Genomic DNA, 13,703 nt, shown 5'->3' with positions numbered 1-13,703 from the left:
GTTGAGCCTTATTTGAGTAGCCGGCGCCGGGTCAGGTGCAGGGCGATGGCGTAGGCTACGGCGGTGGTCGCCAGCAGCGCCATGATGTGGATCAGGGCATCCGCTGGCAACTGGCCGGCGAGCAGCGGCCGGACGAGAGCAACGCCTTGGGCCAGTGGCAGCCAGCTACCGATCGCGGCAAGCCAGCCGGGTAGATTGTCGGTCGGGAAAAAGACCCCGGAAATCAGCGTCATCGGCGTGATGAACAAAGTGAAGTAGTACATGAAAAAATCGAAGGATGGGGCCAGGGCATTCCAGATCAGGCCAAGCGCCGCGAAGGTCAGACCGGTCAACGCGATAGCCGGCAGGATCCACAGCGCCAGCGGGCCGTTGGCCAATCCCATGAGACTGATGACGACCAGAATGGCGCTGCCCGAAAACAGCGATTTGCTGGCGGCCCAGAACAGTTCGCCGGCCAGCACTTCATTGAGACCGAGTGGCGTATTGAGGATGGCATCCCAGGTTTTCTGCACATGCATGCGCGAAAAAGCTGAATAAAGTGCCTCAAAAGTGGCTGCGTTCATGGTCGAAGCGCAGATGGTGCCAGCGGCGAGAAAGGCGATGTAAGGCTGGCCGTCGATGCTGGGCAGCATGGTGCCCAGGCCGTAGCCCAGACCGAACATGTAGACCACCGGGTCGGCCAGGTTGCACAGGATGGACGGTAGCGCCAGCTTGCGCCAGACGAGGAAGTTACGTTGCCAGACAGGGAAGAAGCCAGGTGTTTTCATTCGTTGCGCTTTCAATCCCTGAGTTCCCGGCCGGTCAGTTTGATGAACACGTCTTCCAGATTGGAGGCACGGTGTACGTAGCGCAACCCGTCGGCGCTGGCCAGGCTGGCCAGCAATGCCTGCGGTTCGCGGCAGTAGAAAAAAGCGGTTTCGCCACTTTGCTCGACACGTTCGGCGAGATGGCGATGGTTTTCGGTGAATTCAGCCAGTTGACCCTGGGGCCAGCCGTTGTCGTCATGGTCGCTGGATTCATCAAAGACTTCGACGACCTGCGGTTCGATATGTTCGGCGATCAATTGACGCGGGCTGCCTTCGGCGATCTTGCGCCCGTGGTCGATGACGATCAGCCGGTCGCACAGGCGTTCGGCTTCATCCATGAAGTGGGTGGTCAGAATCAGCGTCTTGCCAGCCGATTTGAGTTTTTTCAGGCGCTCCCAGATCAGGTGACGGGCCTGCGGATCGAGACCGGTCGTCGGTTCATCGAGAAAGATGATATCTGGGTTGGCTATCAGGGCACGGGCCAGCGTCAGGCGTCGTTTCATGCCACCGGAGAGGGCCGAAATCCTGGCCTCGCCTTTGCCGGTCAGGCTGGAAAATTCAAGCAATTGGGGAATCCGCGCGCGGATTTCGGCGTCTTTCAGGCCGAAATAGCGACCGAAGACCAGCAGGTTTTCAGCACAGGTGAAGTCCGGGTCGAGATTGTCGAACTGCGGCACAACGCCGACGTGGGCGCGGGCTTTTTGCGCATCGACCGGAATGGCGTGGCCGCCGAGCATGATGCTGCCGCTATCCGGCCCGGTCAGGCCGAGACACAGGCGCAGCGTTGTCGTCTTGCCGGCACCGTTCGGCCCGAGCAGGCCGAAACAGGTGCCCGGTGCGGCTGAAAAAGACAAGCCGGCAACGACTTCGGTCTGGCCATAGGTTTTGCGCAGCTCGGAGACTTCCAGTGCCGGTGCCGTCGCCTCGCCTGTGGCATCAGCGGGCATCAATGCCACAGAATCAGAGGCTGGCACTAGTGTCGCCATGCGCGGGTCACGATGTCGCGGATCAGGTGCAGGCGACGGTGGAAAAAGTGATCGGCGCCGGGCACGACGACGACTGGCAGGTCGTTCGGCTGCGCCCAGGCCAGGACGTTGTCCAGCGGCACCGTCTCGTCGGCCGAGCCGTGGATGACGATCGTGTCATGCGGCACTTGCTCGGTGTCGTACTGGCGTGTGCCTTCGACGAAGCCGGCTGCAGTACCAACCAGTACGAGGCGTTGCGCCGGATGCCCGCCCTCCTCCAGTTGCTTGGCAACGCGTGTCTGGCAGTAGGCGCCAAAGGAAAAGCCGGCCAGGGCAACCGGAATATCGCCGCAACGCAGCTTCGCATCGTGCAGCACGGCCAGCAGATCGTCGGTTTCGCCGATGCCGTCGTCGTGGCTGCCCTCGGTGCCACCGACGCCGCGGAAATTCGGCCGAAACGCTGCGTAGCCGAGGCTGACGAAGGTCCGGGCTAGTGTATAGGCGACCTTGTTGGTGTTGGCGCCACCGCCAATCGGGTGTGGATGGGCGATCAGCGCAATGCCGCGCGGCGCGTCCGGGCGCTCCATGATGACGTCGATCTGGCCGACCGGGCCGGCGACGGTGATTTTTTCTTCGCTGACTTTCATACTTTAAGGCGTTCGACGACGCGTCCGTTGATCAGGTGTTCCTGGATGATTTCCTCGACATCTTCGTTGTCGACAAAGTTGTACCAGGTTTCGTTCGGATAAATGACCATGACCGGCCCTTGATCGCAGCGACCCAGGCAACCGGCCTTGTTGATGCGAATGGCGCCCGGTCCGTTCTTCTTCAGTGCGCCGATCCTGTCCTTGGCGTAGGCAAACGCGGCCGAGCCGCCGACGTTGTTGCAGCATTGCTCACCGGCCTCGCGCTGGTTGGTGCAGATGAAGACGTGTTGCTGGAAATAGCTCATGGGTGATCTCCGTTGAAGGCGGCCATTATAGGCGGCCGGGTTTCACGTGGAACGCACTTGCGGTCCACGCAGGGTCAACAGCAAAAACGGCAGGGCGATGAAAGGCCACAGGCTGGCGACCACGCGGGTCAGACCGTTGAAGTTGAGGAAGTGCCCCTGGCGCCAAGTGGCCAGGGCGACGGCTGAATAGGGATTGGCCGGCGCCAGATTGACCAGCACGGTACCGCCAATCAGTGCCAGTGCCGCAAGCAGCATGCCGGCGCGTGTCGGTAGCCAGAGCGTCAGGGCCAGGACGCTCAATGCAATCAACAGGCCTTGCTGGGCACCCGGCGTCAGCCAGGCCATGGCTTCCTCGGGTCCGATCAGCACGGCGGCGCCGAGTGTCCGGATGGCCAGACCGCCGAGCAAAAACAAGGGCACAATGAAATAGGCGATCCAGGTTCGGGCCAATAGCTGCCCGAGAATCAGTCCGACGGCGACGGCATTGCACGCCGCGATGCCCGCTTCAATCAACGCAAAGCGATCGACCGAGAACGGAATGGCCGGCGTGAGAGTGAATAGCTGGCGCAAATCGCCGGCACCGAACAGCAGGGTTTCCGGCGAGAGCGGAACGATCATCCACAGACCCAGCAAGGTCAGGCCGAGTTCGGCATGGGGGACTGGTGCGAGTAGCCGTTGCGCCAATGCTTCCAGGCGGCCGAATACCCGCGGGCCGACAATATGGGCCCAGACGGCGCCGGCCAGGCCACCTAAGGTATTGCAGCCAACATCGAGATTGGACGAGATGCGGCTGGGGAGCCAGTTTTGCAGGACTTCGAGACTTAAGCTTACGCCGGCTGTCAACACAACGGCTAGCACCGGGGCGGTAAAGCGCCACGGAAGACGGCATAGTGCCAGGGTCAAAAAGAAGCCGAGCGGCAGGTAGACCGCAACATTGCTCAACAGATCGAACACCGTCCAGTAGCGCGGCCAATCCGCTTCGAGAAACGCCCAGGGCGATACGCCGTTGTCGCGCCAGCCGCTGAAAGGATGCAGGCTGGCATAGGCGATCAAGCCGCACCAGGCGAGTGCCAGGTAGCGGGCCAGGATCACGGGGCGATTGCCATGTTCGGACATCGCCGAATTCTATGGGGAAAGTGCCGCCGGGTCATCCATGCTGGGATGCGGCGCCGATCTGGCTAGTGCCGCGGCGTGTGGGGACTGGTGTGGTGGGTTTCTGCGGCAGCCCGGTGGTGCAGCGCATCGTGGATGGTTTCGCGTGGTGTGGGCCGGCCAATCCACTGCGGCAGCAAGGAACCCACAATCATGCCGAGGATGCTGACGCCCAGTCCGATGAGTTGCGGCGGTACCAGGCTTGCGTCACCGACCAGGATTTCAACCATCAGCCAGGCGGTAACGCCGCCGATGTTTGCCGCCAGTGCGCCTTGCGTTGTGGCGCGCGCCCAGAAGGCACCGAAGAACAGCGGCACGAAAGCGCCGGCCAAAGTCACTTTGTAGGCGTTCTCGACCATATGAAAGATGCTTGAATCCGAATTCAGCGCGAAGGCCAGCACGCCGGCAGTGAAGCAGACGATGGTGATGCGCATGACGCGCAGGAATTCGCGGTCGCCCATGTGCGGCATGAAGCCACGCACGATGTTTTCGGCAAAGGCAACCGAAGGTGCAAGCAGTGTCGCCGCCGAACAACTCATGATGGCTGCAAGTACCGAGCCGAAAAAGATGGCTTGGGCGAACACCGGTGTTTGTTGCAGGACGAGGGTGGGCAATACGAGCTGGGAGTCGAGCGCCATCAGCGCGTTGTATTTTTCCGGATCGATGATGGTCGCTGAATAGGCGATGAACATCGGGACAAAGGTAAAGCAGAAATAAATGCTGGCCCCGATGAGCGAACCCCATAGTGCGATGTTTGCTGTTTTGGCCGATGTGATGCGCTGGAAAACGTCCTGCTGCGGGATCGAGCCAAGCATCATGGTCATGCCGGCGCCGAGGAAGGCGACCCACTGCCAGAGATCGGGTTCGGGGAAAAAGTTGAGCTTGCCGGCAGCCGCTGCGTGGGCAATGACCGGCGCGACGCCGCCGGTCTGGTCGGAGATCAGCCAGGCAATGAACAGCATGCCGCCGATGATGACGCCCATCTGGACGAAATCGAGGATGGCAACCGAGAGCATGCCGCCCAGTGTGGTGTAGGTCAGCACGATCAGCGCGCCGAGGATCATGCCGGCTTCCTGGCTGATCGCCCCGTCGGTGACGACATTGAAGATCAGCCCCAGTGCCTTGATCTGGGCGGCGACCCAGCCAAGATAGGCGAGCACGATGCAGATCGTTGCCAGGACTTCAACGGTGCGGTTATAGCGCAGGCGGAAGTAATCGCCCAGCGTCAGTACGTTGAGCTTGTACAGTTTTCGGGAAAAGAAAATGCCGCCGATGATCAGGCACAGCGAGGCCCCGAACGGATCGGCGACAACGCCGTGCAGCCCTTCATTGACGAAGGTCGAGGAGACGCCAAAGATGGCTTCGGCCCCGAACCAGGTCGCAAAAACCGTTGCGGTGACGACTGGCAATGGCAGGTGGCGTCCGGCTACCGCGAAGTCTTTTGTGGTGTGAACACGGGTTGCGGCAAGCAGACCGATGCCGATCGAAATGACGAGATAGATGACGACGAACCAGATCAGCATGGTGTAGGGTCAACTGCGGCAAGGGGTTGAAAACGTTGCGGATTATAAGGTTATTGCAGGTTTTTCAACGCTTAAAAAGGGGCTTTGCTGCGAAAAAGCATGGCTGCTCCGTTGAACGGATGGATAAAGCCGATTTCCGCTGCGTGCAGCAGCAGGCGAGGCGCGCGGTCGGCCGCAGCACCGGCGTAAAGTTCATCGCCGAGAATCGGATGGCCGAGACTGGCCAGATGCACGCGTAACTGGTGCGAACGGCCGGTGATCGGCTCCAGTTCAACCCGTGTGGTATTCGTTGCCGATTGGCGCTCAATGACGCGATAGCGGGTCAATGAGGGTTTGCCGATTTGATGGTCAACGATCTGGCGTGGCCGATTTGGCCAGTCACAGATCATCGGCAGGTCGATCTCCCCGGCATCTTGCGCCATCAGCCCGTCGACCGTTGCAAGGTAACGCTTGCTGACTGCCCGTTCGCGAAACAGCCGGAACAGTTCGCGCTGCATCGCCTCGCCGCGCGCGACAAGCAACAGCCCGGAAGTGGACATATCCAGGCGATGGGCGGTCAGCGCTTCGGGAAATTGCTGCTGGATCCGTGAAATCAGGCAATCCTGTTTGTCCTCGCCGCGGCCTGGCACGGAAAGCAGGCCGGATGGCTTGTCGACCACCAGCAGGTCGGCATCGACATGGATGAGCTGCAACGGGTCCTGGGGGGGAAGGTAGGCAATCATTCAATCACGGACAGGAAAAAACGGCAGCGGCTTGCTTAATTGAAAATACTGTATAGTTGTACAGTACAATTTTGCATCGGTGTGATGCGGGCGAAAGAATATACCTTGCGTCTCAACATCTTTCGTAGAATTCACGGTTGCCATTGGCATATTTGTGTTGCAACGAGGATTGCTGTCGCACCAGCAATTTCTATTCCATCCATGGCCCCTGTGCCATAATCCGCTCAACGTTTCGAGGTAAGAACATGGACGACAACAAGGCAAAAGCGCTTTCCGCAGCGCTGCAACAGATCGAAAAGCAGTTTGGCAAGGGTTCCATCATGAAGATGGGCGATGCTGAAATCGACGAAGGTATCCAGGTTGTATCGACCGGCTCGCTCGGTCTGGATATTGCGCTTGGCGTTGGCGGCTTGCCGCGTGGCCGGGTCGTCGAAATCTATGGCCCGGAATCATCCGGCAAGACGACGCTGTGTCTGCAGGTGATTGCCGAAATGCAGAAACTGGGCGGTGTGGCGGCCTTTATCGATGCTGAACACGCGCTCGATCCGCAATATGCCCAGAAACTTGGGGTCAACGTCGGCGATTTGCTGATTTCCCAGCCGGATACCGGCGAACAGGCACTCGAAATTTCCGACATGCTGGTGCGTTCCGGCGGCGTCGACATCATTGTCATCGACTCGGTCGCTGCGCTGACGCCGCGGGCCGAAATCGAAGGCGAGATGGGTGACCAGATGGTCGGCCTGCACGCCCGTCTGATGTCGCAGGCGCTGCGCAAGTTGACCGCCAATATCAAGAAGACCAACACGCTGGTCATCTTCATCAACCAGATCCGGATGAAGATCGGTGTCATGTTCGGCTCGCCGGAAACCACGACCGGCGGCAACGCGTTGAAGTTCTACGCGTCCGTCCGCCTCGACATCCGTCGTATCGGCTCGATCAAGAAGGGCGACGAGGTGATCGGTAGCGAAACCAAGGTCAAGGTCGTCAAGAACAAGGTATCCCCACCGTTCCGCGAGGCGATTTTCGACATCCTGTACGGCGAAGGTATTTCCCGCCAAGGCGAAATCGTCGAAATGGGCGTGGCCCACAAGCTGGTCGACAAATCTGGTGCCTGGTATGCCTACAAGGGCGAAAAGATCGGTCAGGGCAAGGACAACGCCCGAGAATTCCTCAAGGCGAATCCGGAAATTTCCCAGGAAATCGAGGCTGCCATTCGCGAAGCGGCCAGCACTAACGTAATCAAGCCGGTCAAGGCAGCCAAGGCGGCTGATGCCTGACCGTTGCGTTGCGTTGCGGGTAGCAGCGCTGCGACTTTTAACCCGGCGAGATCACAGCCGGGCAGAGTTGCAGGCCAAGCTCGCGGCGCAGGCGGAATCTGCCGAACAACTTGCAGCGGTGCTCGACCGCTTGCAAGGCGAATGCTTGTTGTCGGATCAGCGTTTCGCCACCCAACGCGTAGTGGCGCGAGCGCGGCGCTATGGCAATGCGCGTTTGAAACAGGAATTGCGCCAGCGTGGTGTCGGCGATGATGATATTGTGGCGGCCCTGCCGGAGGCCGGTGACGAGGCCGAGCGCTGTCGTGCAGTGTGGTCGAGAAAGTTCGGTCAGGCACCACAATCGCGCGAAGAGCGGGCAAAACAAATGCGTTTCCTGCAATATCGCGGTTTTTCCACCGACGCCATCCGGCAGACACTGCGCGGAGTTGATGAAGAATGAGCCTGACGACTGCGACCCTTTCCGCTCACAATCTGAAAAAACGCTACAAGGCGCGGACCGTTGTCGAAGATGTTTCGTTCGAGGTCAAGGCGGGTGAAGTGGTCGGTTTGCTTGGTCCGAACGGTGCCGGCAAGACCACCTGTTTTTACATGATTGTCGGCTTGGTCGCTGCGGATGGTGGTGAGGTCTATATCGATGACGAGCGTCTGACGCATCAGGCAATGCATCGGCGTGCCCGCTTGGGTGTCTCTTACCTGCCGCAGGAAGCCTCGATCTTTCGCAAGCTCAATGTCGAGGAAAACATACTGGCTGTCCTCGAATTGCAGAAGCTGCCTGCTGCCGAGCAGTCGGATCGACTGGAAAACCTGTTGGCTGAACTGCATGTCAGCCATGTCCGTCATGTCAATGCGGCGGCCCTGTCAGGCGGTGAACGGCGGCGGGTCGAGATTGCCCGTGCCTTGGCAACCAATCCCCGGTTTATCCTGCTGGACGAGCCATTTGCCGGGGTCGACCCGATTGCCGTGCTGGAAATCCAGAAAATCATCCGCTTTCTCAAGGAGCGCGGTATCGGGGTGCTGATTACCGATCACAATGTGCGTGAAACCCTCGGTATCTGCGATCATGCAGTGATTATCAACGCCGGGCATGTTCTGGCCTCAGGGCGTCCCGACGAAATCGTCGAGAATGAAAGCGTCCGCAAGGTTTATCTTGGCGAGCACTTCAGGCTCTAGCCAAACGATGACAAGATTTATTCGATGAAACCCGCACTCCAGTTAAAGCTGTCGCAGCACTTGGCATTGACGCCGCAATTGCAGCAGTCGATCAAGCTTCTGCAATTGTCGACCGTGGAAATGCAGCAGGAGATCGAGCGTTACCTGCTGGAAAATCCAATGCTCGAGCGCGACGACGACCAGCCTGCCGAGTCTTATGCGGCAGCACAGCAGTTCGACTCTCCGGACAAGCCGAGCAGCGAAGCAGAAGTTTCCACCAGTCACGAAGAGCCGGCGAGCGAACCGCCGATGACACCATCCGATGTTGACGATGATCGTTGGGCCAGCGATGCCGGTACCTTCACCGGTGCCGGGCGTGATGACGAAGACGATAACGAGGCACAGGACAGTCATGCCGCAACGATCAGTTTACGTGAGCATCTGACCTGGCAACTCGGGATGACCCAGATGTCGGAGCGCGACCGCAGCTTGGTTCGTTTCCTGATCGAGGCGCTCAACGACGACGGATATTTGTCGGCACCCCTGCTTGAACTCTGGGAAACCTTGCCGGCGGAATACGAAATCGAGATTGAAGAGCTGGAAATCGCGCTACGCCATATCCAGAACTTTGATCCGATAGGCATCGGTGCGCGCGATCTGCGCGAGTGCCTGATGTTGCAACTGAAAGTCGCCGAAGACTGTGCCGAGCGCACGCTGGCTTTTGCGATTGTCGACAAGCATCTTGAATTGCTTGCCGCGCGCGATTTTGTCAAGATCCGCCGGTTGACCGGATGCGATGATGAAATACTCAGAGGGGCCCACGAGCTGATCACCAGCCTGGACCCCCGCCCTGCGGCGGCATATTCGCAGATCGAAGCGCGCTACATTACGCCCGATGTGATCGTCAAAAAGCTCAAGGGTAAATGGACCGCGTATATCAATCCGGATGCCTATCCGCGTCTGCGTATCAACCGCCTGTACGCCGAGATACTGTCCCGGCAACGTCGTGGTAATGGGAATATGACCGGCCAGTTGCAGGAGGCGCGCTGGCTGATCAAGAACGTGCAGCAACGTTTTGACACCATTCATCGCGTGACACAGGCCATTGTCGATCGACAGCGTCAGTTTTTCGAGCACGGCGAAGTGGCCATGCGGCCGCTGGTTCTGCGCGAGATTGCCGACCTGCTGGGCTTGCACGAATCCACCATCTCCCGGGTAACCAGCCAGAAGTACATGGCAACGCCGCGTGGTATCTTCGAATTGAAATATTTCTTTGGCAGTCATGTTTCCACCGATACTGGTGGTGCGTGTTCTGCCACGGCCATTCGTGCCCTGATCAAGCAGTTGATTTCGGCCGAAGATGGCAAGAAGCCCTTGTCGGATAGTCAATTATCCGAAATACTAGGCCAGCAGGGAATCGTCGTTGCCCGACGCACGGTCGCCAAATACCGTGAATCGCTCAACATCCCGCCGGTCAATTTACGCAAGACCCTGTAGAGAGAGGAGAAAAAATGAATCTGCAGATCAGTGGTCATCACATCGAAGTCACCCCGGCTCTCCGTGAGTACGTCGACAACAAGCTCGACCCGGTTATTCGTCACTTCGACAAGGTAACGGGCGTCAGCGTTGTGCTTTCTGTTGAAAAACTTAAGCAAAAAGCTGAAGTGACCGTTCATGTGCCAGGCAAGGACATGCACGTAGAAGAGTCTGGCGATGATCTTTACGCTGCCATCGATGCCATGTTCGACAAGCTGGACCGTCAGGTTCAGAAGTACAAGCAGAAGGTGCAGGACCACCATCGTGGCGAAAAGGCGTCGATGCATATCGACGAATAAGCCCTGATCAACCGCACCCTGTGGGTGCGGTTTTTTCGTTTCACATTTCCCATGAACCCTCTAGATAATATTCTGACTGTCGACCAAGTGCTGCTCGATCTGGATGCAAGCAGCAAAAAGCGCGTTTTTGAACAGGCCGGTATGCTGTTTGAAGGGCGTCTCGGCATGTCTCGTTCGCTGATATTCGACAGTCTTTTCGCCCGTGAAAAACTCGGCTCGACCGGGCTTGGTCAGGGTGTTGCGATTCCGCACGGCCGTATCAAAGGGCTGAAGCACGCCGCAGGTGCGGTGATTCGTTTGGCGACGCCGATTCCGTTCGATTCGCCGGATGGGCGTCCTGTGGTGCTTTTATTTGTCTTGCTGGTCCCGGAACAGGCGACCGAAGAGCACTTGCAGATCCTTTCAGAGTTGGCCCAGCGCTTTTCTGACCGCGCTTTCCGCGAAGCTTTGCAGGCGGCGCCGGATGCAGCCGCGGTTCTGGCCATGTTCCAGAACGCCTGACTGTCCTTTCGTGCGTCACATCAGTCTGGAGCAGTTATATCAGGACAATCGCGAAAAGCTGTTGTTCAACTGGACGGTCGGACAGCGTACCGATCGGCGCATAGAACTAAAGGCCGCGAGTAATTACGGGGCCGATGTAGTCGGTCACATCAATATCGTTCATCCCGAGCGCCTCCAGGTCATGGGGCAGGCGGAGTATGACTGGGCGATGCGCATCGGCGAACGACGTTTCAGCCAGATGTTCAGCGATCTGCTTTCGGCAAAAACCCCGGCGATGATTGTTGCCGATGGGTTAAAGCCGCCCGATTTTGTGGTTGCATCATGCATGTCGGCCGATGTTCCGCTGATCCTTTCGCCGAAACACTGTTCGGCAGTTATTGATCATCTGCGTATTTATTTGTCTTCGCGCTTGGCGGATACGATCAGTTTGCATGGCGTATTCATGGATGTACTGGGCATGGGGGTGCTGATTACCGGTGATTCCGGTGTCGGTAAATCCGAACTGGCGCTGGAGTTGATTTCCCGAGGGCACGGCCTGGTGGCCGACGATGTGGTCGAGATGGCGCGGATTGCGCCGACGACCATCGAAGGGCGCTGCCCCGGCATGTTGCGTGATTTCCTTGAAGTGCGGGGTTTGGGCTTGCTCAATATCCGGACGATCTTCGGTGAGACAGCATCGCGCCGGAAAATGAAACTGAAGCTCATCGTCCATCTGCAGAAAACCCTATCTTCAGCGGATGCGCCTCGTTTGCCACTTGATGCACAGACTCAGGAAGTCCTCGGCGTTCCGATACGCAAAGTGGTTATCCCGGTTGCGGCCGGGCGCAATCTGGCGGTCTTGCTGGAAGCCGCCGTGCGTAACACCATCCTGCAGTTCCGCGGGATCGACAGCATGCAGGATTTTGTTGAACGGCAAAGCCGGATGATGAACGAGGAAGACGCCTGATATCCAATGTTCAGGCAAATATCATTTCAGGTAATGTTCAAATTCCAGACGCGCTGCGGCCGGATCGTTGGCTGAACTGCCAAAGCAAATCAGTCCGCTACCCGCCAACAATACTTCGTAACGTCTGACCAGTATTTCCTGTCCGTCGAGCATGCTGAGAAAGCTGCCATTGGTACTGGTATCGACCAGATAGAATCCGTCAGCGCGCTGTTCGATGCGGGCATGGGTGCGCGATACCTTGCGATCATCAATCATCAGACTACATGTCGTGTCACGTCCCAAGGTAAGTACCGGGCTTTTTTCGTCGATCCGGAAGGTCTTGCCGCGATAAAGCAAGCGTAATGAATTTTTTCTGCGCTCGGATTCGCCGGATTGCCGGGATTGGCTATTGCTTGCATTTGCAGACCACAATACCTGGATCAATTCGATCGTATTGTCATCTTCCTGAAGCTTGCCGAGTTCCTGTTTAGGCGCCGTACGTATCGCAAGGCTATGGGCCAGGGTGTCGGCCACCTGTGTACTGCAGAGAATCTGCGTACCTTCGGCCAGGCTGGCAATGCGCATCAGCGTGGCCAGTTTGAGTGGGCTAGCCATCTGGTCCACTACCCTGCTGTCGTTCTCGTGCAAGGCTACGCGAATACACAGTGTATGGCCGGAGACCGGAGGCAAGTCAGCGATGCGTTGTTGCATGTCGATGGCTGCGTGGCAGGCCTCCTCGGCAGAAGCAAAACTCGCCAGCAATTCATCGCCGGCGACTTGCAGTAGATGACCACCGCCGGCTTCGATGGAGCGTGTCATGCGCTTGATGCAGCGCTCAATGGCCCGCTCGGCCTCTTGTTCATCAAGACGTTGATGGAGTGACGCGCTGCCGGTCACGTCGGCAACCATCATCACGGGAAACGGGTGTGGCGCGTTCATGGAAGTTGGATCAGTTCGTTAGATGGCTGATTATAAGATGAAGCGCCGGCATTTTTGCTATCCCAACGTACTGATCGGGATTGTGCCGCTGATTGGCATTTCCGGACTGTCGAAAGCGATATCACCCTCCTCTACCGGTGTATCCAGTGTCAGGTTCCGGAAATCGAACAGCCCATTATCGCCGAGGTGAGAAGGTACAACGTTTTGCAGCGCGGTGAACACTGCCTCGGTCCGGCCGGGATAGCGCTTGTCCCAGTCATGCATCATTTCCTTGATCTTCTGGCGCTGAAGATTTTCTTGCGAGCCACACAAATTGCAGGGAATGATCGGGAATTCCATGCCGCGGGCAAATTTGGCAATATCGGCTTCTGCACAATAAGCCAGTGGCCGAATGACGATATGGGCTTTGTCATCGGTGACCAGTTTTGGCGGCATGGCCTTCAGCTTTCCGCCGAACAGCATGTTCAGAAATAGCGTGTGCACCATGTCGTCCCGGTGATGGCCGAGGGCAATCTTGTTCGCGCCCAGTTCCTTGGCTGTACGGTAAATGATGCCCCGACGCAGTCGGGAGCACAGTGAGCAGGTGGTCTTGCCTTCCGGTATCTTGTCCTTGACCACCGAGTAGGTGTCGGCCTCGACGATGTGGTGTTCGATACCGATCGAGGCGAAATAGTTGGGCAGCACATCGGCCGGGAAACCGGGCTGTTTCTGGTCGAGATTCATCGCGATCAGGCGAAATTTCACCGGTGCCCGCTGCTGCAGTGCCATCAACATGGCCAGCAGCGTGTAGGAGTCCTTGCCGCCGGAACAGCAGACGAGAATGGTGTCTCCATCCTCGATCATGTTGTAGTCCATGATGGCCTTGCCGGTACGGCCTTCCAGGTATTTGCGGAGCTTTTGCAGGGTATTCGAGGTAGTCATGAGCGCAAGGAATTCGTGCCGAAAGACGGCACAAAA

16 protein-coding genes are annotated in these 13,703 nt (G+C 58.0%); 7 read left to right on the top strand and 9 right to left on the bottom strand.

All coding sequences use genetic code 11. The features are described 5' to 3' along the window. Positions 1-8 precede the first annotated feature (8 nt). From RCI20_RS10545 to RCI20_RS10515, 7 genes are all read right to left on the bottom strand, one after another. Complete coding sequence (locus RCI20_RS10545) at positions 9-767, bottom strand: ABC transporter permease (protein WP_306605226.1); 759 nt, start codon at positions 765-767, stop codon at positions 9-11. A gap of 11 nt (positions 768-778) precedes the next feature. Then, a complete protein-coding gene (locus RCI20_RS10540) occupies positions 779-1,780 on the bottom strand; it encodes an ATP-binding cassette domain-containing protein (protein WP_306605225.1) in 1,002 nt (333 codons plus the stop codon). Then, positions 1,780-2,418 carry an alpha/beta hydrolase gene (locus RCI20_RS10535; protein ID WP_306605224.1) on the bottom strand — a complete coding sequence of 213 codons (639 nt, stop codon included), beginning with the start codon at positions 2,416-2,418 and terminating at the stop codon, positions 1,780-1,782. Before RCI20_RS10535 ends, RCI20_RS10540 begins: the two co-directional genes overlap by 1 nt. Then, the gene (locus RCI20_RS10530; protein WP_306605223.1) at positions 2,415-2,723 is read right to left on the bottom strand and encodes a ferredoxin; all 309 of its coding nucleotides are present in this window, start codon (positions 2,721-2,723) and stop codon (positions 2,415-2,417) included. The genes RCI20_RS10535 and RCI20_RS10530 overlap by 4 nt, the downstream gene beginning before the upstream one ends. Before the next feature lie 42 nt (positions 2,724-2,765). Beyond that, the gene (locus RCI20_RS10525; RefSeq protein WP_306605222.1) at positions 2,766-3,839 is read right to left on the bottom strand and encodes a VanZ family protein; all 1,074 of its coding nucleotides are present in this window, start codon (positions 3,837-3,839) and stop codon (positions 2,766-2,768) included. Between the two features lie 62 nt (positions 3,840-3,901). Then, on the bottom strand, positions 3,902-5,398 hold the full coding sequence (locus RCI20_RS10520) for a sodium:solute symporter family protein (protein ID WP_306605221.1): 1,497 nt from the start codon (positions 5,396-5,398) through the stop codon (positions 3,902-3,904). Between the two features lie 71 nt (positions 5,399-5,469). Then, a complete protein-coding gene (locus RCI20_RS10515) occupies positions 5,470-6,120 on the bottom strand; it encodes a pseudouridine synthase (RefSeq protein ID WP_306605219.1) in 651 nt (216 codons plus the stop codon). Positions 6,121-6,365: 245 nt separating this feature from the next. On the opposite strand from RCI20_RS10515, the gene recA reads away from it, so the two are divergent. Genes recA through hprK form a run of 7 tightly spaced genes read left to right on the top strand, consistent with a single transcriptional unit; the run spans position 6,366 to position 11,828 of the window. Beyond that, the gene (gene recA / locus RCI20_RS10510) at positions 6,366-7,397 is read left to right on the top strand and encodes a recombinase RecA (RefSeq protein ID WP_306605217.1); all 1,032 of its coding nucleotides are present in this window, start codon (positions 6,366-6,368) and stop codon (positions 7,395-7,397) included. Then, positions 7,390-7,836 (top strand): recombination regulator RecX, encoded by a 447-nt coding sequence (recX, locus tag RCI20_RS10505; RefSeq protein WP_306605215.1) that lies wholly within the window; start codon positions 7,390-7,392, stop codon positions 7,834-7,836. Before recA ends, recX begins: the two co-directional genes overlap by 8 nt. Beyond that, positions 7,833-8,567, top strand: coding sequence for an LPS export ABC transporter ATP-binding protein (lptB, locus tag RCI20_RS10500; protein WP_306605213.1), 735 nt, complete (start codon positions 7,833-7,835; stop codon positions 8,565-8,567). Before recX ends, lptB begins: the two co-directional genes overlap by 4 nt. Positions 8,568-8,591: 24 nt before the next feature. Further along, positions 8,592-10,043, top strand: a complete 1,452-nt coding sequence (locus tag RCI20_RS10495) for an RNA polymerase factor sigma-54 (protein ID WP_306605211.1) — start codon at positions 8,592-8,594, stop codon at positions 10,041-10,043. 14 nt (positions 10,044-10,057) lie between these two features. Continuing rightward, positions 10,058-10,381, top strand: coding sequence for a ribosome hibernation-promoting factor, HPF/YfiA family (hpf, locus tag RCI20_RS10490; protein WP_306605209.1), 324 nt, complete (start codon positions 10,058-10,060; stop codon positions 10,379-10,381). Positions 10,382-10,432: 51 nt separating this feature from the next. After that, positions 10,433-10,882: a PTS IIA-like nitrogen regulatory protein PtsN gene (gene ptsN / locus RCI20_RS10485; RefSeq protein WP_306605207.1), complete on the top strand. Its 450-nt coding sequence runs from the start codon at positions 10,433-10,435 to the stop codon at positions 10,880-10,882. A 10-nt stretch (positions 10,883-10,892) separates the two neighbouring features. Further along, the gene (gene hprK, locus RCI20_RS10480; protein ID WP_306605205.1) at positions 10,893-11,828 is read left to right on the top strand and encodes an HPr(Ser) kinase/phosphatase; all 936 of its coding nucleotides are present in this window, start codon (positions 10,893-10,895) and stop codon (positions 11,826-11,828) included. Positions 11,829-11,849: 21 nt separating this feature from the next. Here hprK and RCI20_RS10475 read toward each other — a convergent pair whose 3' ends face one another. Together RCI20_RS10475 and ttcA are read right to left on the bottom strand one after the other, a co-directional pair. After that, positions 11,850-12,746, bottom strand: coding sequence for an adenylate/guanylate cyclase domain-containing protein (locus RCI20_RS10475; protein WP_306605203.1), 897 nt, complete (start codon positions 12,744-12,746; stop codon positions 11,850-11,852). A gap of 57 nt (positions 12,747-12,803) precedes the next feature. Then, positions 12,804-13,667 carry a tRNA 2-thiocytidine(32) synthetase TtcA gene (gene ttcA / locus RCI20_RS10470; protein WP_306605201.1) on the bottom strand — a complete coding sequence of 288 codons (864 nt, stop codon included), beginning with the start codon at positions 13,665-13,667 and terminating at the stop codon, positions 12,804-12,806. Positions 13,668-13,703: the final 36 nt, after the last annotated feature.

The sequence above is a fragment of the Azonexus sp. genome, assembly GCF_030824335.1.
Classification (GTDB): Bacteria; Pseudomonadota; Gammaproteobacteria; order Burkholderiales; family Rhodocyclaceae; genus Azonexus.
This window is presented reverse-complemented; position numbering and strand designations above follow the sequence as displayed.